The following is a 21,354-nucleotide window of genomic DNA, read 5'->3' as shown; positions in this document are numbered from 1 at the left end:
CGGCATGCTTTCATGTTGGGTTAATGGCGGCACAGGGAAGTGCCGCCGTCGGCCATCAGGCCGACGCGAGACCGCGCCACACCAGCAGATCCGCGTATCTGCGCCAGTGGGGTGCGGACGACAATCAAATCGATCAGGATGAGCTATTTGATTACCATGTTAATAGTGCCGCATGTAACGGGTGTGGCAGTTGGTTGATGTATCCATTCAGGTTTGCCTGCCGATGGATGCGGCAAATACAACCTTGTCGCCGGAACCCTTGTGGCTTCGAATGGCACGATTGGATCTCAAGGGGCGGGGCTGACAATCGCCTGATTGCCGTCGAAACGCACCAGTACCACCTTGTCTCCGGGGCTCGGAGCTGCCTCGGGTTGGGTTTCAAGAACGGCGCGGTAGAGATCACCGTCGAGCTTGATGCAGGAGGCGCTGTCATAGTCACGGAGCGTGACCACGAAATGCTGGCCGGTACCAGCCCCGGCACCGGCAACGCCAAAGTCGGACTTGTGTGGACGATGTTTCAGGCGATGAATGGCCAATGGCACCAGAATGCCACAGCCAACGGCCAGTACGGCCAGCTGTCCGATCAGATCGAGACCCAGCCAGGCACCGACGGATGTCAGGGCTGCCGCCAGGGCAATGGCCAGCAGCACATAGGCCCCGGTGAACAACTCGAATACCAGACTGACCAGGGCGACCAATAGCCACAGAACAGTGGGGCTCAGCAGGTCCATTGTTGACTCTCACAGTGGCTCGGGAAGGAGGCATCCAGTTTCCCCTTCGATTCTGCGCTGCACTGGTGGGGATCGCAAGATGTCCGCCAGCCGCTGCCGGGCTGTGGATATTTTGCTTTTCCGGTTTACCAGTAGCCGAGCACCTTCCACCACAAGCTACCGACCACTATCCAGATGGTCAGATTGATCAGGCTCATGATGAAGCCGGCCTTCCACCAGGTACCCAGCTCGACATAACCGGAACCGAAAATGATCGGTGCAGTGCCGGTGGCGTAGTGGGTCAGCGACATCATCAGTGAGGAGGCTCCGGCCAGCAGCAGGGCGATGTACATGGTCGGAATGCCCAGGGCGATACCGGCGGCCAGGAAGGCGCCATACATCGCGGTGATATGCGCGGTGGTGCTGGCGAAGAAGTAGTGGGTGTAGAAGTACACTGCCATGAGTGCCAGCGCCATGCCGAACCAGCCAAGCTCGAAGCTGCCGATGCCCTGTTGGATAACGTCGGAGAACCAACTGATCAGGCCGAGTTTACCGAGGAAGGACGCCATCATGACCAGTGCCGAGAACCATACGATGGTATCCCAGGCGGCTTTTTCCTTGAGCACGTCTTCCCAGCTCAGTACGCCGCTGATCAACAGCGCGCATAGACCCAGCAGGGCCACGGTTGTGGCGTTGACCGAGAAGGCGGGGCCCAACAGCATGGCAGGAATACCGGCCCACAGCGACAGCAACAGCAGGAATACGCCGATCATGATCTTTTCCGGCGTGGATAGCGGCCCCATTTCATCAAGCTTGCCACGGGCGAAGCGGGAGGCATCGGGCGTATGCTTGAGTTCCGGAGGGTAAAGGAAGTAAAGCACCGTCGGCATCACCAACAGAGCCACCAGGCCGGGAAGCAGCGCCGCCAGCGCCCACTGGGTCCAGGTGATGCTGAAGTCACCGCCGGTGGTCTTGCTGATCAGGTCAACAATCAGAGGGTTGGGCGCCGTGGCGGTAATGAACATGGCAGAAGTGATCGGATTGGCATGGTAGTTCACCAATGCCAGATAGTGGCCGATCCTGCCGCTGGTGCCCTCTTGTGGAGAAGAACCGAAGCTATCGGCAATGGAGCGCATGATCGGGTGCAGAATGGCACCACCGCGTGCGGTATTGCTGGGAGTGATTGGCGCTATGGTCAGCTCGGCGAGGGTCAGGGCATAGCCGACGCCAAGAGTACGCTTGCCGAACATGGCAATGAAGCCGTAGCCGATCCGGTTACCGAGTCCGGTTTTGGCCAGGCCTCGGGATATCATCATGGCCAGGCCGATCAGCCAGATCAGCGGGTTGGAGAAACCGGATAGTGCATCCTGTATCGCTGCCTTGGGGCTGTCGGGGTTGGTGACGCCGGTCAGGGCAACCACGGTAATGGCAACTATCGCCAGCGCGCCGATAGGCATGGCCTTGCCGATGATTGCGGCAATAGTAGCGACGAAGATGGCCAGCAGATGCCAGGCCTCAGGAGATACGCCTGTGGGAACGGGAATCACATACCAGATGACCAGCCCCAGAATCACCGAAATGCCAGCGGGGATGGGAGCGAAGGGACGCATGCGGCGCCTCCTGACGAGAAGTGTGGAGTTTCGCCCCAGTCCCTGGGGCGTCAGAAAAGGGCCTGAATATTAATGCACAGCCCGGTGGACAGGCCTCTGATCTGCATCAATAGGCTCGGTGATGACTGGCCACGTCGGTCCCTGGCCTGACGGTTACCGGAGCGGTGCCCGTCAGGCGAGAAAACCGCAAGAGAGTCTGGGCAGGATCAATCCGGCTTGATGGCCATGCGGCCACTGCCAAGGAACATCAGGGCGATGGCGCCGAACAGGAACATGCCCTGTAGTTCCAGTGCCCAGCCGCCACTGCTGGTCAATGTGAACAGCTCGCTCATATGTGAGAGGTAGATGGCCACCAGCATGTTGCCGGCTATCAACAGCCCGGCGATGCGCGCATTCCAGCCGAGAATGGCCATCAAGGGCGCGATCACTTCTCCCAACAGCACGCCATAGGCCAGTACGGTCGGTAATCCGTGGGAGGCGAGAGTGTCGCTTATCCAGGTGAGACTGCCGGGATTGATCAACTTGTTGATGCCGTGAAGCAGGATCATTGTGCCCAATGCCAGGCGCAGTACCAGCTTTCCGAGAGCTTCGTTCTGGAGGGCTTTCAGCATGACGGTATCCTTCTTCCCTGGTCGTCAATGGTGGTATCAGCCGCGAGGCGGCAGGTCCATCCGGGGCCGGAAGGGGCCCGGGCCTTTCGGATGCTTCACAAGCCAGGCATACTGCAGCCCGGCATGGGCGGTGTTATCTGCCCAACTACCTTACTGTATTGTGATTCTACAGCTGATTGACCCGACATGCTTTCATGTTGGGTTAATGGCGGCACAGGGACGTGCCGCCGTCGGCCATCAGGCCGACGCGAGACTGCACCACACCAGCAGATCCGTGCATCTGCGCCAGTGTGGTGCGGGCGAAAATCAAATCGATCAGGATGAGCTATTTGATTGCCATGTTAATAGCATATTGCTGGCCTACTGAACTGTCCCACTGAAGCAAGGAAGTTATCATGACACCGTTACGACTTCGCCACCTGATCTCACTGGCTGCGGTCACGCTGGTGCTGTCCGCCTGTTCAAGCCAATCCACTCCTGACCTGGCCGACGGGGACGGCGGCATGTCAGGTGACGTTTCCAGCCCGGTGGTCGGCAAACGCTGGAACCTGTTGCTGGTGGGCACCAATGAAAAGCTCTCGATGCCTGCCACACCCTGGTTTCAGGTCGACAGCAGTGGTCGTGTCAGTGGCAGTGATGGATGCAACCAGCTCAGCGGAACCGTGAGTTTCGGTGACAATCAGCGCATCGAGTTTGGTGACCTGGCATCCACGCGGCGGGCCTGTCCGCAGGCGGAAGATGCGCAGCGCGTGCACGATATGCTCGATAATGCCTACCGTTACCTGATCGATCACGATCGTCTGGTGTTTTTCGGACCCAACTCTCTGGTGCTCGGAGGCTTCCGACTCGGCAAGTAATGGCTGGTTCTGCCGGCTGATGATCTGAACCGAGGGCATCCCGGTGATGCCCCGTTCACCCGTGCAGTTGTCACTCATTTTCCACTCTTGTTGTTGTTCAGCTATTTGACTAGCTTGATTCTGCTGGTGAATATTCTTGACGCCTATTCAGTGCTCTCAGGCATCTTGATGACGCCAACATCGCCAATCATCACAATCCGCTTCAAGCGGGTTTTTTCGAGCTGGTTTTTTAACTGTCTGTTTTCAAACAACGACAAGGAGTGGCGGGATGAGTCATCGTGGGATTCACGAGCGCCGGTGTCAGTGTTGGACTGCCGGATTAGCGCTTCTGACGGCGCTGCCGCTGGTGCTGGTGCTGTCGGCAACCGCCGTGGCCAATGAGTATCGTCATGCCGAAGAGCCCATCGGCGATGTCGAAGCGGTGTACAGCGGCCACCTCACCCCCGATATGGCGGTCAACACCTACCGCAATATTGACCGCCTGTTTCCGTCTCGAGTCATCGAGGCGGGGGATAGCCCACGTGAGTTGTCAGCTTCTGAGGCATCCATCGATGGCCTGACCTTCGAGGTGGATGGCGAGCAGTACGATATCTACGACTACCTGGCGTTGAACAATGTCACCGGGCTGGTGGTGCTGAAGGATGGCGAGGTGGTCTATGAGACCTATCAGCGTGGCAATGATCGTGATACTCGCTGGATGTCGATGTCGATTGCCAAGTCGATCTCTTCGACCCTTGCGGGGATGGCGATCAAGGATGGCCTGATCGATGGGCTGGATGCACAGGTGGTTGACTATGTGCCGGCGCTCAAGGGGAGTGCCTATGATGGCGTCAGCCTGAGAGACATTCTGATGATGTCCTCAGGGGTTGCCTGGAACGAGACCTACACCGATGTGAATTCCGATCGCCGCGATCTGTTGCGCGCCCAGATAGCCCAACAGCCCGACGGGGCAATGGACGTCATGGCCAATCTGGAGCGTGCAGCCGAACCGGGGAGCGTCAATAACTACAGCACCGGAGAAACCCAGATTCTCGCCGAGGTCATTCATGGCGCCATCGACCGGCCGTTGTCCGAGTATCTGTCGGAAAAACTCTGGCAGCCCTGGGGCATGGAGAATGACGCTACCTGGTGGCTGGAGTCGCCGGATGGAGTGGAAATCGGTGGCAGCGGTATCAGTGCCACGTTGCGGGACTATGCACGCTTTGGCCAGTTCATGCTCGAGGGTGGTGTTATTGACGGGGAGAGCCTGTTGCCCGATGGCTGGACCGAGGAAGCTACCCAGCCGACTACGCTGTCGGACGGTGAGGCGCTGGAGTATGGCTATATGTGGTGGACCGGCTGGACTGCGCCGTCCAGAGAGGATCAGGCCTATTCTGCGGTGGGTATCCAGGGACAGTATGTCTACGTCAATCCGGCTCATGACATAGTGATTGCCCAGAACGCCGCCGAGCCCAAGCCGGTAGGCAAGGAAGTCATCGACCCCATGGCATTCTTCGATGCTGTCGTCGAGCGTATTGAAGCGCCGCAGACGGCAAGTGAATGAGAGCGGTGTCAGCCACGAAGTCGCCCCGCCATGGGCGGGGCAATCTGCTTCAGGCCGCGGAAGTCAGTGCTCGGGCGGCTTTGGCGCTGTTGTCTCGCCCCAGGTGATGGGCGATCCAGTTGCCGGTCTCGACGAGGTTGGCGAGGTCGACACCGCACTCGATTCCCAGCCCATTGAGCAGGTAGACCACGTCCTCGGTGGCTACATTACCGCTGGCCCCTGTGGCATAAGGGCAACCTCCCAGTCCGGCTACCGCCGAGTCGATGACGGTGACACCTTCCTGCAGGGAGGCGTAGATATTGGCGAGCGCCTGGCCATAGGTATCATGAAAATGTACCGCGGTGGCCTCCAGCGGCACATCCCGTAGCACTGCCTCCAGCATGCGTTTCACCGCCAGAGGTGTGCCGATGCCGATGGTGTCACCGAGAGAGATCTCGCGACAGCCCATCTGCCAGAGGGCGCGGCTGACATCCGCAACCCTTGTGGCGTCCATCTGGCCTTCGTAAGGGCAGCCGAGCGCGCAGGACACATAGCCTCGGACGTTGATGCCATGCTCGTCTGCCATCCGCATGACTGGCTCGAAGCGGCGCAGTGACTGCTCGATGCTGGCGTTGATATTGCGCTGAGTAAAGCTCTCGGAGGCTGCGGTGAATACCGCAACCTCGCGAACGCCCTGGGCCATGGCACTTTCCAACCCTTGTCGGTTGGGTACCAGAACACTGTAGCGGCGAGCGGAGGTCTTCCCTGCGAAGGAGGACATGACCGCCTCGTGGTCTGCCATCTGTGGCACCCAGCGTGGAGAGACCACACTGGTCATCTCGATACGCTCCAGACCACTGTTGGCCAGACGTTGTATCAGCTCGAGCTTGGTCTCGGTAGTGATGGTGGACGACTCATTCTGCAGTCCGTCGCGAGGTCCGACCTCTACCAGCTCGACATGAGTAGGAAGGGTCATGAACTCAGCTCCGCTCACTGGTGGCGCGTAGTTCGCCGAGGAGTTGCTCGGCAATATCCATACGTACCTTACCCCCTTTGACCAAAGCGCTGGCGATGGCATCGATTTCCTCGCCTTCAGCACCCGCCATCACGGCAATATTCTTGGCATGCAGGGCCATATGACCTTTCTGGATGCCGGTGGTGGCCAGCGCCTTCATGGCCGCGAAGTTCTGTGCCAGTCCCACGGCAGCAATGGTGCGGGCCAGTTGCTCGGCGCTGGAGACGCCGAGAATATCGAGGCTGTAACGAGCGGTGGGATGCAGGCGAGTGGCGCCTCCGATCAGACCTACGGGCATGGGCAGCTCCAGACTGCCGCACAGATTGCCATCCGCATCGCACTCCCAGTGGCTGAGCGAGCTGTAACTGCCATGCCGTGCGGCGTAGGCATGAGCGCCGGCCTCGACGGCTCGGGTGTCGTTGCCGGTGGCCAGCACGATGGCGCTGACACCATTCATGATGCCCTTGTTGTGTGTGGCGGCACGGTAGGGGTCGAGAGCGGCGAATCGATAGGCTGACAACATGCCGTCGCGCACGTCCTCGCCACTCAGTCCCTCAACGGCAATGTCGGCGATTCGCCAGATGGCACGTGCGCGGGCCACACGGCGATCCGCGAGGTTGGAGAGGATGCGCAGGCCGGCCTTGCCCCCGCTCCACTCGGCGAGAGACGGCGCTACTGCCTCGGCCATCGAGTTGACCGCATTGGCTCCCATGGCGTCACGGACATCGACCAGCAGATGCACAACCAGCATATCGTCGATCTGGCGTACCTCGATATCCTGCAATCCCCCCCCATGTTTGAGCAGCACAGGATCGGTGGCATCGCAGATCTGGCGGATCTGCTCAATCGACTCGAGAATTCGCAGACGTGCGAATGCCGGGTTGGGCACTTGGGTGAGCTGTACCTGGGCAATCATCACCGGGGCCGAATAGCTGGTGACAAAACCACCGCTGCTGCGGCATTGACGCGCCGCGTTGCATACCGCAGCGATCACCGAGGATTCCTCGGTAACCATCGGGATCAGACGTTCCTCGTTATCGATCACCATGTTGGTGGCGATGCCGAGGGGCAGGTTGAAGGTTCCGATCACGTTCTCGACCAGGGAATCGGCCGTCTGGACACTGAGGTTGCCGGTGTTGGCGAAGTGCTGACGTGCCGCTTCGGGGAGCGACACACGCTGATTGACCTGTTCGAATCGCTCACCGAGGCTCAGACGATAGAAACCAGGGATACGTGAAGATGTTGTGGTCATGAAGAATTTCCGTAGCCAGAGATAAAGGAGCCGAGCCGAGCTGGCTGTCAGGCAATCAGGCCCATCAGCCAGGGGGCGGCGTACAGTGTCATGAACTGAACGCCATAGTTGACACCCCAGCGATTGAGTACGCCGGAGACCAACGCCAGCACCAGCACACCGAGAATGCCGACGGTACCGGCGTCCATGTAGGCCAGCAGCATGACGAGGGCAAAGAAGGTGCCGATGAAGGCTTCGTGAGGGATATGGCGGAACACGAAGGCACAGATGGTACGGGCGTAACGCACGGCAATGGGATAGGTCAGCATCAGGGCAACGGCGGCACCGATAATGCTGGCGATGGTGATATCGCTGAAGCTCATCAAGTGGTGAGCATTGTTGTCCAGCGTCAGTACTGGCGGCGCATTGAAGAAGGCATTGCCCGGCCCGATAGCCATCGGACTCATCGGAATACCGAGCGCCGCCAGAGGAATCAGAATGCCGGCGATGTAGGAGGCGTTGGTGACCGCATCCATGGACGAGATCGCACGACAGGCCCTGGCGACCTTGCCTTTGGCCAGACTCGACATGACTTCCCCCAGGAAGATAGTGATACCGACCGGGCTCATGAAGAAGGTCGCGGAGCCAATGGTGGAGCTGACTGCCGCTGAAGCTGACTCCTGTGGCGTCAGGACCTTGAACGGATTGGGCCAGCGTTGACTTTCGGCCTCGTCCTGACGCTGCAGCGTAATGGTCTTCGGTTCGCTGCTCTTGAGCTTGTCGCGCTCATTGCTGACCGTCAGTTGCAGCAGGTTGAGCATCATCGGGCCGATGGTGATGCCGAGAAAGAAGGAAATGAATACCACCTTGTTTTCGGGGATGATCCCCATGCCCCAGTAGAAATGGCGCAGGGCTTGGATCAGCACTGCCAGCAGCAGAATGCTGATCAGGCTGATCAAGCGGGCCTTGCTCATCAGTGCCAGGAAGATGGCGCCAGCGAAGAAGACCTGACTGGCGTACTGGCTGACGACATCGGCCAGTGGCGTCAGTAGTGCTGCCAGCAGCAGGCTGATCGGTAGCGCCACGAGGGTACCGATCACTGACCCGGAGGCCATCTTGCGAATCGATAGCGTGGCCTGGCCTTCGCGCTTGAGAATCATGGCGTGTTCGACCATGGGGGCCGACATGACCCCACCAGGGATGCCGGCGACCGCGACCGGAATCGAATCGGTGAGTTTCTTGGCGATAATGGCTGCCATGAAGAAAGCCAGCACCACCGGCAGCGGAACTCCTGCCACGACCAGCGCCAGAGTGACGGGCGCCAGTACGGCTGTCTCGTCGGTGCCCGGGGCCACGCCGATAGCGGTGTAGACAACAGCGGCGATGACCGCCGCGACGATCATCTGCAGGATGAGAACGGGATCCATGGTCATGCCTCCTGGTCTGTGTCGACAGGCGACCTTGTATCCACCCCGCTTGAGGGCTCTTCATTCAACCCGCTTGAGGGCTCTTCATTCAACCCGCTTGAGGGCTCTTCATCCACCCTGCGCTTGGGACGGAAGGCAACGGCTGAGGTCACGAAGCCGAGCAGGGCACCGCTGAGGCCGAGGATCAGCGGCAGGGGTGGTCGTTCAGGGGCGAGGATATAACCGCCGAGGCACAGTGTGGTGGTGATGATCAGGGAAAGCAGCAGGTCACGCAGGGTGACGGTGTCATCCCATACCTGCAGGTACGATCTGCTGGGAGTGGAGTCTGGCATGATGATTTCCTGGTTCTATTGTTATTAACATGGCAATCAAATAGCTCATCCTGATCGATTTGATTTTCGTCCACACCACACTGGCGCAGATGCGGGGATCTGCTGGTGTGGTGCGGTCTCGCGTCGGCCTGATGGCCGACGGTGGCACGTCCCTGTGCCGCCATTAACCCAACATGAAAGCATGCCGGGTTAATATCGTTATTCGGGAGCCTGATGCTCCTGTTGTCTGCCAATCGCTCAGGCCGCTGACGAGAACCCACCAGCAGCAGGATTGCTACATGGTCAGCATTGCCGCTTATGGCCAGCAGAAAAAGGTACAGTTGGTGTTCAGTTGACTGGTACTGTGCCAGCATCTTTATGGGTACAGTTGTTTGGACGGATAGAGGAGACTTTCGATGTCCAGAGCGGCGCAAGTGGCGGATTCCATCCTCAAGGCCATTGACGAAGGTCGCCTGCAGCCGGGAGCCAGAGTGGCCTCGATCCGGGAGGCGGCGCGCCAGTTCGGGGTATCGAAGAACACCATCATTGACGCCTATGACCGATTGACGGCCATGGGATATCTCGAGGCCAGGCGAGGCTCGGGGTTCTTCGTCACGCAGCCTCGATCACTCAAGGTGGTGGAAAAGACCGAATATGTATCCGAGGCGGTCGATACGGTCAGTCTGTTGCGTGAACAACTGGCAGGGCGCTTCAGTGTGCGGGCCGGTGATGGTCGTGTCCCCAGCAGCTGGACGGCTGGTCTGGAACTCGCCCGTCGTCTGCGACAGCGTGGAGGCATCCAGAACGATGAGGTGGAGATTGAATACGGGCAGCCCCAGGGCTATCCGGCATTGCGTGAGCTGATTGCCCAGACTCTAGCCGAGCGTTCAGTGCACGTCTCGGCATCCCAGCTGTTGATGACCTTCGGCGCCAACCATGCACTTGATCTGATCATTCGCCATTTCGTGGCACCTGGCGATGCCGTGCTGGTGGAGTCTCCCGGTTACTACCCGCTGTTCGGTAAGTTACGACTGGCACGTGCAAGACTGGTAGGCGTTACCCGGCAACAGGACGGCCCGGATCTGGACCAGCTGGAAGATCATATACGGCAGCACCGCCCGCGGTTGTTCTTTCTGCAGCCCAATGCCCATAACCCCACCGGTACCAGCATGTCGCTGAGCAAGATGCATCGCCTGGTCAACATCGCCAATCGGCACGGGGTCATTCTGATCGAGGACGATATCTTCGCCGATATCCTGCCTCGGGCCACGCCCCGCTTGGCAGCGCTGGATGGCCTCGAGCGGGTGATCTATCTCGGCTCTTTCTCCAAGACCATGTCGACGGGGCTGCGTTGTGGATTCATCGCCGGCAGTGAATCGCTGATCAAGGTGCTCACTGATATCAAGATGCTCACCGTCGTCAACTCTTCGGCACTGACTGAAATGCTGGTCCACGACCTGATGCTGCGTGGGCGTTATCGTCGTCATCTAAAGCAGTTGCGTGATCGGATCAGCAAGGCTACAGCCGTGGCCATGCAGGAGCTCTCCACCACTGGTGTGGTGGACATCCAGGGGCCCGGTGGTGGTCTCTATCTGTGGGCCAGACTTCCCCAGGGCATGGATGCCGTGAGCCTCGCCAGACGTGCTTCGCAGCACGGTATCTTCATTGCGCCAGGACCATTGTTCTCGCTCAGTCAGGATGAGGGAAGTGAACGTGCCATGCGGGTGAATATCGCCCATGCTGCGGACCACCGTCTGCTGAACTTCCTTGCCCGGGAGTGCGGCTAGCGCGTTACTGGCATACCAACGCAGAAGCCCCGTCATGCGATGCATGACGGGGCTTCCGGGAAGTCTGTCGACTCGGGAGTTGGTCTGTCTACTGGCCGATAAGCCCGTCCATCGGTGCTGCGTTGCGACTGTCCGGAAAGACTCGGGTATTCAAGGCTCGAGCGTCGATATGCATGTGGTCGCGAAGTACGCCTTTCAGCACACTGCGCACGTCCTGGGCGGCTATCAGGTCGCGGTTGTCCCGCAGCTCGTTCAGTCCAGGCCAGTCACCATGCACCTTGCCGCCGCGAACGGCGCCTCCTGCCAGCAGCACTGTGCTGGCAGTGCCGTGATCGGTGCCATGAGTACCATTGATACCGACCGTACGACCAAACTCGGTAACCACAACCACAGCAGTATGCTGCCAATGGTCGCCGAGACTGTCGTGCAGTTGCTGTATACCACTGTCGAGTTGTGACAGCTTGCGTTCGAGAGCGATGTTCTGGCGAGCATGGGTATCCCAGCCGGTATCCTGGACCATGACCACCCGAGGAGCATCCTCTGCAGCCATGAAGCGCCCGGCAGATTGCATGATACTGGCCAGTTGTCCGGTACTGGCTTCACCACCAGGCACGATCTTTTGTGCGCTGAGTGCCTGGGCGAAGACCTCGGCGAGAGCTTCATCCTCGGCATAGAGGTCGGCCAGTTGGTTGGCTAGCGCCCCGGGGCTGCCGGTATGTTCCGGAGCGGGAGACCAGGTGGAGAAGGGGGCGCTACCGCGCACCATGAGAGGTTCTGCTGAGGTGATACTGAGTCCATTCATGCCTTGCATCTCGGCGACAGCACGGTTGAGCCAGCCTGTCTGGCTACCGTCCGGGGTGTTGCTGCCGTTCTCCAGACAATCCTGGGCATCGAAGTGGGAGCGGCCGTCGTAAGGCAGGCCACAAGCATGTACCACACCAAACTGTTGGCGCTGGAACAACTGGTGGCAGAAAGCCATCGAAGGATGCATGGCGAAGGTCTCGTCCAGGCGCAACACTGAGTTGCGGCCTGAAGTCGTAAGGGCCAGGTCGCCACGCAGCGATTCAAAGCGTGGTTCTGCGTAACTGGGAACGGCTGCCAAGCCGTCCATGGCGCCGCGCAGAAGAACGACCAGCAAGCGCTGGCGAGATGGGGCTGATTCATTGGCAAGTGTCGTCAGGCCCGGCCAGAGCAGCAGGCTGGAGCCAGCACTCAGGCGGGCGAGAAACTGACGGCGGGTCAACATGGGCTCTCTCCTCAAACGGCGGCCATCAGCGCCACTGGAATTCCGGGCTGGCCAGCAGAATAGCTGTTGCCTGGCGTAAATTGGACTGAGCGATGGCTTGCTGAGTAGCCTCTCGCAGCTGTGGGCCGAGACTATTCTGAGCCAACGACATGGGGTCAGGCGGGCTGTCGAGTTGGTAAGCATAACGCTGTGCAATCTCCAGCCGCTTCCATAGAGCATCCGTACCGACCCAGTCGTCGGCGGTGTCTCCCCAGCCTTCCGGTGTTCCAGGAATGAAGGGAGTTTGCCCCAGCAGGTGCACTTCCGAACGCCAGCGGTTTCCCTCCTCTGCTGGTACGGTGCTGAGAGCGCGATGCAGGGCGATCAGATACTCGTCCGGGCGGCGGAACTTGCGAGTCTCTGACTGCCAGGCGAGCTCATGGGTGAACAGCTCACGATAGACCGCCAGCAATTGCCCCTTGTTGCGTACAAAGGACCTGGCCAGGTCTTCGACCAGTACCTCAGGAGGATCATCGGCGACATAGTGTCGAGCGAGTTTGGTGGCTACGAAACGCGCGGTGGCCGGCTGGTCAGCCAGAAAACGCAGCATATGACGGCCTTGAGCGAGGCCCTGCTGGTCAAAGGTCTCACCCAGTAACTCGCGGTTACCCGGCTCATGGGTGCCTTGCTGGAAAACGCTACCCCAAGGGGACAGTTCTTGCGTCGCTGCATTGTTTTCCACCTGCAGACGGGTGCGCCATCCGGTCAGGGCACGGGCCAGCTCGATAACATCCTGCTGGCGATAGTCACCGTGCACGCTGAGCGTGTGCAGTTCCATGATTTCCCGTGCCAGGTTTTCATTGATACCGACTTTTCTGCCTTTGCCTTGTTCAACTCGTTGGTTGTGGGCACGGCCCATGTTGGAACCTGGTCCTATTGATGCCTCGTTGTCGAGGTACAACAGCATGGCCGGGTGCTGCTCTGCACCGAGCAACAGGGTGGAGAAGTCTTCGCACACATTCGGGCGAATGGCTTCACGCTCGAAAGCGCCTGCCAGCAAGCGCACTCTCTGGGTCTCACCGGATACGGTGAAGTGATTGCTCCACAGCATCACCAGGCGTTCATGTACGGGAGTGTCGGTCGTACACTGCTGGACGCCACGCAGCTGAACTTCTGCGAAGACATCACTGTAGAAGCGTTCAGGAAATCTGGGGAGGTTGGAGTCTTCCCCCTGTTTTGCTTGCTGCCTACTGCTGCGCCTTTCCTGACGAAACTCGGCGAAGCGGCTCAAGTAGTCCGGGCTACTGTCGAGCCCTTCCAGGCTGTCGATGAGAGGGGCTGGCTGCTCCAACTGAGCGAGCACCCACTCTTTGGGATCATGGGCGATCTCTTCCAACTCGTCGGGCCTGGCTCCCAGGCCAAAGCGATTGGCGGCAATGACCGCATTATGCAGGTTGTCTTCCATACATCATCCTTGTTCCGGCTGACAGCTTGGAGTCGATCCGCTGTCGACGAGTTCGCGACATCTGGTGAATAAATGTAGTGAAAGTGAATCAATGCTGAACGATGCCAAAGGGCATCAACAGAGGAGAGAAAGGCTTGGCAGGGAAGAAGGGGGAGAATAAAAGGAAAGAAGTCAGAAAGAGCAGGGGGAGAGAAGGGAAGGACAAGCCCCCCGTCTGGCGGGGGGCTTGCGGAAGGCTGGTTTACAGGCAGGCCTTGATCAGTTGGGTGACCAGCTCCTGTTGGGAATACTCGGTCGTCTTGAGCTGCACTTCAGGCGACCGGGGCGGCTCGTAGGGGCTGTTGATGCCGGTGAAGTCATCGATTCTGCCTTCACGCGCCTTCTGGTAGAGCCCCTTGGGATCCCGCTGTTCGCAGACATCCAGCGGAGTGTCGACAAAGGCCTCGATGAAGGCGTCATCGGCAAACAGCTCACGAGCGGTGTCGCGATCGGAGCGGAAAGGCGAGATGAACGCGGTGATCACAATGACGCCGGCTTCGGCGAACAGTCGTGCCACTTCGCCGACGCGACGAATGTTCTCGGCGCGATCGGCTTCGCTCATGCCGAGATCCTTGCACAGGCCGTGACGGATGTTGTCGCCATCCAGCAGCATGGTGTGGTAGCCGCGACGATTGAGCTCGGCTTCCAACGCATTGGCCAGCGTGGACTTGCCCGAGCCGGAATAACCGGTGAACCACACGCACTTGCCCTTGTGGCCGTTGATCCGCTCGCGCATCTCCTGGGTCACGCTGGTGCGGTTCCACACCACGTTGGCCTTGCTGCTGTGCTCACGGAATTCGTAGGGCAGTTCGCTGTCCAGCGGCTGGTGGATCATCCCGGCGCCGACCGTGATGTTGGTCAGGCGGTCGATGATGATGAAACTGCCGGTGCCGGGACTGCTGCGATAGTCGTCCACCGGGACCGGTGCCGTCAGTTCCACCTTGCAGCGGGCGATGGCGTTGAGATCCAGATGGTCGGCATGGCGTTGCTCCAGGTTGTTGACGTCAACCTGGTAGTTGATGGCGGTTACCTTGCCAGCCACGTCCCGAGTGGCGAGCTTGATGTCGTAGAGCTTGCCGGGCTCCAGTGCCGTCTCGTGCATCCATACGATATCCGCCTCGTAGGTGCTGGCGATGGGCACTTCGTCGTTCTCGGCGACCAGCCAGTCACCGCGGGACACATCGATCTCGTCGGCGAGGGTCACGGTGATGGCCTGCCCGGGGTAGGCCGCCTGCAGGTCACCATCGAAGGTCACGATGCGCTCAACGGTAGACGTCTTGCCAGACGGCAGGGCACGAACGGTCTGGCCCGGTGTCAATACGCCCGCGGCCAGGGTACCGCAGTAGCCCCGGAAGTCCAGGTTGGGACGATTGACATACTGCACCGGCAGACGCAGGTCACGCAGGTTCTGGTCGTGGCTGATTTCCACCGACTCGAGCAGCTCCAGCAGCGTGGGACCGTCGTACCAGCTCATGTCCCGGCTGTGGTTGACCACGTTATCGCCCTTCAGCGCCGACATCGGCACGAAACGGATATCCGGCGCATTCAGGCGGCCGGAAATTTCCTTGTACTCCTCGACGATCTCGTCGAAGCGCTGCTGGGAATACTCCACCAGGTCCATCTTGTTGACCGCGACCACCAGGTGCTGAATCCCCAGCAGGTCTGCGATGAAGCTGTGGCGACGCGTCTGGGTCTGCACCCCGTAGCGCGCATCGATCAGAATGATCGCCAGGCTGGCCGTGGAGGCCCCCGTCGCCATGTTACGGGTGTACTGCTCATGCCCGGGGGTGTCGGCGATGATGAACTTGCGCTTGTCGGTGGAGAAGAAACGATAGGCCACATCGATGGTGATGCCCTGCTCCCGCTCGGACTGCAGGCCATCAACCAGCAGCGCCAGGTCCACTTCTTCACCGGTAGTGCCGCTGGTCTTCGAGGCCTGGGTGATCGCTGCAAGCTGATCCTCGTAGATCATCTTCGAGTCATGCAGCAGACGACCGATCAGGGTCGATTTACCATCATCCACGCTGCCGCAGGTGATGAAACGCAGCAGATCCTTGTTCTCGTGTTCCTTCAGATACGCTTCGATATCTTCGGAGATCAAATTCGATTGATGGGACACAGTGAGGTTCTCCGTCCTGTGATGGGGGTAGAAAAGAGCGGCGAGCTACGAGTCTCGAGCTTCGAGCAGCCCTTTCCATCTCCAGTATTCTATAAGTGGGTTCGATTGCTCTCGGTGGTCAGCCACCGGATCCGTGAATGCCCTGTGAAGGTGCTCGCGGCTCGCAGCTCATTGCTCGTGGCCGGCACAGCGCATCAGAAATACCCTTCGCGCTTCTTCTTCTCCATGGAGCCGGCCTGGTCGTGGTCGATGGCACGGCCGCTGCGCTCACTGGTACGGGTCAGCAGCATTTCCTGGATGATTTCCGGGAGCGTTGCGGCTTCGGACTCGACGGCGCCGGTCAGCGGGTAGCAGCCCAGGGTACGGAAGCGCACCCACTTCTCTTCGGGCACTTCGCCGGGCTCCAGCGGGAGGCGTTCGTCATCGACCATGATCAACATGCCATCGCGCTCGACCACCGGACGCGGGGCGGCGTGGTACAGCGGGACAATGGGGATCGATTCGAGGTAGATGTACTGCCAGATATCCAGCTCGGTCCAGTTGGAGAGCGGGAAGACGCGGATCGATTCGCCCTTGTTGACCTTGGCGTTGTAGGTATTCCACAGCTCCGGACGCTGGCTCTTGGGCTCCCAGCGGTGGTTCTTGTCGCGGAACGAGAACACCCGCTCCTTGGCGCGGCTGGCCTCCTCGTCACGGCGCGCTCCGCCGAACGCGGCATCGAAGCCATACTTGTCCAGCGCCTGCTTGAGCGCTGCGGTCTTCATGATGTCGGTGTACTTGCTGCTACCGTGGTCGAAGGGGTTGATGTTGGCTTCCACCCCTTCCTGGTTGATGTGCTCGATCAACTCCATGCCTGACTCGGCGGCCATGCGGTCACGGAACTCGATCATTTCCCGGAACTTCCAGGTGGTGTTGACGTGCATCAGCGGGAACGGGGGCGTCCCGGGATAGAAGGCCTTGCGGGCCAGATGCAGCATCACCGAGGAGTCCTTGCCGATGGAGTACATCATCACTGGATTGCGGAACTCTGCAGCCACTTCGCGAATGATGTGGATAGCCTCGGCTTCAAGCTGCTTGAGGTGCGTCTGACGTTCTGGGGAAATATCCATATCCATACTTCCGTCGTTATGAAAAGGAACCGTTATGAAAAATCGGTGTGAAGAACCGTTATCAGCAAACGTTCGTATCAGGCCCGAGACGTTGCCAGAGCGTCTTCCAGCGCTTCGGTCCAGCGTTCATGCCGCTGGCCGCAAACGATGAAGAAGGGATTGAGCACACTGTCCTGCTGGTTGCAGAGCAATGGTTGCAGCGTGGTGGCATCGAGAACTTCACCACCGGCGGCAGTAACGACAGCCTGGGCGGCCGCGGTGTCCCATTCGCTGGTCGGCGCCAGGCGCGGGTAGAGGTCGGCAGCACCTTCAGCCACCAGACAGAGTTTCAACGAGCTGCCCATGGAGACACGCTCATGGGCGGGCAGGCGCTCGCAGAAGGCCTCGAATTCTGTCGAGCCGTGGGAGCGGCTTCCTACCACCTTCCACGGACTCTGGTCCGGTGCAGGGAGCGCGCGAACCTTGATCTTTTCGAAGCTATCGCCGCTGTTCTTGAAGGCACCACGGCCATGTTCGCCCAGCCAGGTCGTACTCAGTACCGGGGCATGGACGATGCCGAAGACCGGAACGCCGTTCTCGATCAGGGCGACATTGACGGTGAATTCACCATTACGCTTGATGAACTCCTTGGTGCCATCCAGCGGGTCGATCAGCCAGTACCGGTCCCACTGACAGCGCTCGGAGAATGGCACCGCGGAAGACTCTTCCGAGAGGACCGGTACATCAGGAGTGAGCTCCTCGAGCATCGCCACCAGCGACTGGTGGGACTTGAGGTCAGCCTGGGTCAAAGGGCTGTCGTCGTCCTTGGTCTCGACCTGGATCTCACTGTTGTAGATCTCCAGAATGGCCTTGCCTGCATTGAGGGTGCCATCGATCAGGCGCTGACGAATCGGTTCGATGAAGCTGTTCATTGAGGGCTCTCTGGATTGAGTTGATAGTCGGGCTTGTGACATTGACTGTCAGAATGGCCAGACAAGTGGAACGGTCGCGATGGCGACTGCCCCGACAATGATGCTCAGAGGGGCACCAAGGCGGAGATAGTCAGTGAAGCGATAACCCCCGGGTCCCATGACCATGAGATTGGTCTGGTAGCCCAGTGGTGTCATGAAGCTGGCCGACGCCGCCACCATGATGGCAATGGCAAAGGGCATGTAATCCACCCCCAGACGGTCGGCGATGGCCATGGCGATGGGAAACATCAGCACAGCGGCGGCATTGTTGGTGATCAGCTCGGTGAAGATCACGGTCAGCAGATAGATGAGTGCCAGTGCCAGCCAGGGAGACAGCCCATCGATCAACATGATGGTATCGGCGATCATCAAGGCAGCACCGGTCTTGGTCAGCGCCGCCCCCAGAGCGAAGGAGGCGGAGATGACCACCAGTACCGACAGATCGATATAGCGTCGCGCCTTGCTGGCAGGCAGACAGCGTGTGACCAGCATCATCCCTGCGGCCAGCAGGGCGGCCTCGAGAATGCTCAGCAGGCCGCTGGCACTGGCGGCCACCAGACCACCGAGAATGCCCAGTGCCCAGGGGGTCTTGCTGAAATTGGGTGGCGTTGAGTCGCTCAGTGCGCTGACCAGCAGGAAGTCCTTGCGGTATCGATACTGGTCAACGAAATCCTGGCCGGTTTCCAGTAACAGGGTGTCGCCAACTTCCAGCTTGATTGACCCAAGCTTGCCGGGGATCCGCTCTCCCTGGCGGGAGATGGACAGGATGACGGCCTGATACCGGGAGCGGAAACGCGATTGACGCACGGTCTGGTGCAGGCCGGTGAAATCCGGTCCGATGACCGCTTCCACCAGACAGCGCTGGTGATGAGCAATATCCAGCTTGTGTACATCACCATTGGCCGGCCGCAGGCCATCGATATGCCGGAGTTCACGGGCGCATTCCGGTGCGCCGATGAAGATCAGGATATCGCCCGCCTGGAGTTCGGTATCCGGTGGAACGGCAGTCTGCAGACGGGAATGGCGCTCGATATCGGCGAGGTAACCGTGCACCAGACTGCGCAATCCAGCGTCGGCGATGGTCATGCCGACCAGCGGACCATTGGCCGAAACCACCACTTCAACGGCATATTCGCGTGCCTGTTCCAACTGCTCGAGTACGCCCTGACGATTGGGCAGCAAACGTGGAGCAAGGAAGTACAGGAAAGCGCCGCCAACCAGACTCAGTGGGACACCCACCCAGGCCAGTTCGAACATGCCGAGCTGTACATTCTTTTCGCTCTGCAGCAGGCCATCCACCACGAGGTTGGTGCTGGTACCGATCAGGGTGCAGGTGCCACCGAGAATGGCGGCATAGCTCAGCGGCAGCAGCAACTTCGACGGAGGAAGCTTGAGGCGTGCCGCCCAATCCTGAATCGCGGGAATGAACATTGCCACCACCGTGGTGTTGTTCATGAAGGCGCTCAAGGTTGATGTGGGCAGCAACACGCGCAACAGGGCCATGGGGAGCGATTTCGGTTGCCCGAGAACTCGTTGAGCCAGCCATTGAATAGCGCCGGTTTCCTTGAGTCCCGCGGCTACGACATAGAGACAGGCGATGGTCATTACACCAGGGTTGGCGAAGCCAGCGAGGGCCTCACCAGGGGCCAGGATTCCAGCGACCACCAGCACGGCAAGCGCCGCCATGACGATGACATCTGCCGCAATTCGAGTGAAAGCCAGCGTCCCCAGTACCGACGCGACGGTGAACAATGAAAAGAGTGCTTGCCACGTCATGCGGCAACAAGACCATAAATCAACAAAGGAATCCCTTCCGATGGCGGCCCTGTGGACCGCCATCCTCATGCACAAGTATTGTGGGTTTCTACAGTATTAGAAGCTGTAGTTCAGACTGGTGTAGATGGTGTCGTACTCGGTATCGCTGTTGCCGACGACCGTCTTGGCACCAATATTGACGTCCATGTTGCGACCGAGACGGTGCGCTGCGCCGATCTCGAACACGGTACGTCCGTCTTCGTCGTCATCCAGATAGTCGATATTGCTGTCGACTTCGCTGGTGACGTCGTGGTGGTACAAGAGACTGCCGTAAACGCGACCAGTTCCAAATTCGGAGCCGAATTTGACACCACCGAAGACTTCACCCAGCTCAACACCATAATTATCGGCAGTGGTGCCGAGGTAAGTGCCTTCAATATCGTCATTCATGTAGGTGCCGCCCAACGTCAGGCCGGTCTTGATGGAGCTGAATTCCGGCAGGAACCAGGTGCCTGAACCTCTGACACCCCAGCGATCACCTTCCAGCTCGAGGGGCTCGAAGAGGTAATCGTTGCGCTGAGAGCCATCGAGATCCTGGTAGGTGATAATGGCATCGAATACCAGGTCACCATCAAGAAAGGATACCGCGCCATACGGAGCGATCAGCTCGCCACCGAAGTCGAAATTGCCACCGTAGGCGCTATCCAGCCGAAGCTCATTTCTACCAGCTGCGATACCGACGAGCACGTTATTGACCTTGTAGTCGACCCCGAGCATGGCACTCTTGCTGTCACCATCGTAGCCGAAGCTGATGGCTTCACCTTCGATGTTGCTGATGTCGGCGGAGGCCCAGACATTGACCCCATCGGCACGACCATATTGGCCTTCCTCGAAGGGGAACATGGCCTGGTCGATCTGGCGTACGATCGGATTGAAGTTCTGTGCCATGGCTTGCTTCTGCGCGCCACGCAGAAGTCGATCCGCATCCAGAATGCCTAACTCACCCGCGAGATCGGCAGCTTCATCGAAGGTAAGAGAGCGCAGTGTACGGTCCTCGAACAGGACATTACCGTCCTCGTCGAGCATGGTGACCGGCATGGTATTGTTGAAATCGTTCAACGCCGTGCCTTCGGGCAGTATCAGGGTCACCGGCCGGCCATTGATCGTGGCATCGAAGGTATTCGAATTGGTGATATCGCTGAGTTGGCCTGTCCAGTTCAACACGACTGGGCGACCTTCCACCGCGGATGAGATGGCGAAGCTTGCGACTTCATCACTGTCGTAGACGCTGTCCAGGGCTTCGGCGCTGGTTCTTACCACAACAGGAGTGCCATTGTAATGAACGGTGGCACTGTTGTTGCGGAGGATGTCGCGAAGGGGAGTGGTTCCATCCGGTGAACTGATGACCATCTTCGAACCATCATTCAGTGTGATGGTTCCGCTGGGGTCGTTCAACGAGGCCTCTCCTCCATCGATGGTATCCTGGATTTGAGAGATCGACTGACCAGCCTGGATCAATTCGTCAAGGCTGATGCCGTTGTTGGCTTGAACAAGGCCGGATGCGGCCAGAGTTCCGATGCCTATGATAGTACTGATTCCCTTGTTCATATG

18 protein-coding genes are annotated in these 21,354 nt (G+C 59.3%); 4 read left to right on the top strand and 14 right to left on the bottom strand.

The features are described 5' to 3' along the window. Positions 1–287: 287 nt before the first annotated feature. The 3 genes from BUE38_RS14970 to BUE38_RS14960 form a co-directional block, all read right to left on the bottom strand. A complete protein-coding gene (locus tag BUE38_RS14970) occupies positions 288–731 on the bottom strand; it encodes an NfeD family protein (protein WP_073436043.1) in 444 nt (147 codons plus the stop codon). A gap of 125 nt (positions 732–856) precedes the next feature. Then, positions 857–2,320 carry an anion permease gene (locus BUE38_RS14965; protein WP_073436042.1) on the bottom strand — a complete coding sequence of 488 codons (1,464 nt, stop codon included), beginning with the start codon at positions 2,318–2,320 and terminating at the stop codon, positions 857–859. Positions 2,321–2,526: 206 nt separating this feature from the next. Further along, entirely contained in the window at positions 2,527–2,931 is a 405-nt protein-coding gene (locus tag BUE38_RS14960; protein ID WP_073436041.1) for a DoxX family protein, read from the bottom strand. A 205-nt stretch (positions 2,932–3,136) separates the two neighbouring features. Between BUE38_RS14960 and BUE38_RS22995 the strand changes: the two genes are divergently transcribed. The 3 genes from BUE38_RS22995 to BUE38_RS14950 all read left to right on the top strand — a co-directional run bounded on the left by BUE38_RS22995 (position 3,137) and on the right by BUE38_RS14950 (position 5,331). Next, entirely contained in the window at positions 3,137–3,298 is a 162-nt protein-coding gene (locus tag BUE38_RS22995; RefSeq protein WP_159438896.1) for a hypothetical protein, read from the top strand. A 28-nt stretch (positions 3,299–3,326) separates the two neighbouring features. Continuing rightward, positions 3,327–3,788, top strand: a complete 462-nt coding sequence (locus tag BUE38_RS14955) for an META domain-containing protein (protein WP_073436040.1) — start codon at positions 3,327–3,329, stop codon at positions 3,786–3,788. Positions 3,789–4,056: 268 nt separating this feature from the next. Beyond that, positions 4,057–5,331, top strand: coding sequence for a serine hydrolase domain-containing protein (locus tag BUE38_RS14950; protein ID WP_084541969.1), 1,275 nt, complete (start codon positions 4,057–4,059; stop codon positions 5,329–5,331). A gap of 49 nt (positions 5,332–5,380) precedes the next feature. Here BUE38_RS14950 and BUE38_RS14945 read toward each other — a convergent pair whose 3' ends face one another. From BUE38_RS14945 to BUE38_RS14930, 4 genes are read right to left on the bottom strand one after another with little or no spacing between them, the layout of a single operon-like run. Further along, a complete protein-coding gene (locus tag BUE38_RS14945; RefSeq protein ID WP_073436039.1) occupies positions 5,381–6,286 on the bottom strand; it encodes a hydroxymethylglutaryl-CoA lyase in 906 nt (301 codons plus the stop codon). Between the two features lie 4 nt (positions 6,287–6,290). After that, positions 6,291–7,577, bottom strand: a complete 1,287-nt coding sequence (locus BUE38_RS14940; protein WP_073436038.1) for a hydroxymethylglutaryl-CoA reductase, degradative — start codon at positions 7,575–7,577, stop codon at positions 6,291–6,293. Positions 7,578–7,624: 47 nt separating this feature from the next. Next, positions 7,625–8,983 (bottom strand): tripartite tricarboxylate transporter permease, encoded by a 1,359-nt coding sequence (locus BUE38_RS14935; RefSeq protein WP_073436037.1) that lies wholly within the window; start codon positions 8,981–8,983, stop codon positions 7,625–7,627. A 2-nt stretch (positions 8,984–8,985) separates the two neighbouring features. Beyond that, positions 8,986–9,315: a hypothetical protein gene (locus BUE38_RS14930; RefSeq protein ID WP_073436036.1), complete on the bottom strand. Its 330-nt coding sequence runs from the start codon at positions 9,313–9,315 to the stop codon at positions 8,986–8,988. A 395-nt stretch (positions 9,316–9,710) separates the two neighbouring features. Between BUE38_RS14930 and BUE38_RS14925 the strand changes: the two genes are divergently transcribed. Continuing rightward, entirely contained in the window at positions 9,711–11,081 is a 1,371-nt protein-coding gene (locus BUE38_RS14925; RefSeq protein WP_073436035.1) for an aminotransferase-like domain-containing protein, read from the top strand. 88 nt (positions 11,082–11,169) lie between these two features. Here BUE38_RS14925 and BUE38_RS14920 read toward each other — a convergent pair whose 3' ends face one another. From BUE38_RS14920 to BUE38_RS14890, 7 genes are all read right to left on the bottom strand, one after another. Then, a complete protein-coding gene (locus BUE38_RS14920; protein WP_073436034.1) occupies positions 11,170–12,327 on the bottom strand; it encodes a DUF1501 domain-containing protein in 1,158 nt (385 codons plus the stop codon). Positions 12,328–12,352: 25 nt separating this feature from the next. Further along, positions 12,353–13,771, bottom strand: coding sequence for a DUF1800 domain-containing protein (locus BUE38_RS14915; protein WP_073436033.1), 1,419 nt, complete (start codon positions 13,769–13,771; stop codon positions 12,353–12,355). A gap of 241 nt (positions 13,772–14,012) precedes the next feature. Next, positions 14,013–15,929: a sulfate adenylyltransferase subunit CysN gene (gene cysN / locus BUE38_RS14910; RefSeq protein WP_073436032.1), complete on the bottom strand. Its 1,917-nt coding sequence runs from the start codon at positions 15,927–15,929 to the stop codon at positions 14,013–14,015. 194 nt (positions 15,930–16,123) lie between these two features. Next, on the bottom strand, positions 16,124–17,038 hold the full coding sequence (gene cysD / locus BUE38_RS14905; protein WP_073436031.1) for a sulfate adenylyltransferase subunit CysD: 915 nt from the start codon (positions 17,036–17,038) through the stop codon (positions 16,124–16,126). A gap of 77 nt (positions 17,039–17,115) precedes the next feature. After that, positions 17,116–17,949: a 3'(2'),5'-bisphosphate nucleotidase CysQ gene (gene cysQ / locus BUE38_RS14900; RefSeq protein WP_073436030.1), complete on the bottom strand. Its 834-nt coding sequence runs from the start codon at positions 17,947–17,949 to the stop codon at positions 17,116–17,118. 48 nt (positions 17,950–17,997) lie between these two features. Continuing rightward, on the bottom strand, positions 17,998–19,764 hold the full coding sequence (locus BUE38_RS14895) for an SLC13 family permease (RefSeq protein ID WP_073436029.1): 1,767 nt from the start codon (positions 19,762–19,764) through the stop codon (positions 17,998–18,000). Between the two features lie 96 nt (positions 19,765–19,860). Further along, positions 19,861–21,351 carry a hypothetical protein gene (locus tag BUE38_RS14890; protein ID WP_073436028.1) on the bottom strand — a complete coding sequence of 497 codons (1,491 nt, stop codon included), beginning with the start codon at positions 21,349–21,351 and terminating at the stop codon, positions 19,861–19,863. Positions 21,352–21,354 lie beyond the last annotated feature (3 nt).

This window comes from Halomonas cupida (assembly GCF_900142755.1).
GTDB classification, from domain to species: domain Bacteria; phylum Pseudomonadota; class Gammaproteobacteria; order Pseudomonadales; family Halomonadaceae; genus Halomonas; species Halomonas cupida.
This window is presented reverse-complemented; position numbering and strand designations above follow the sequence as displayed.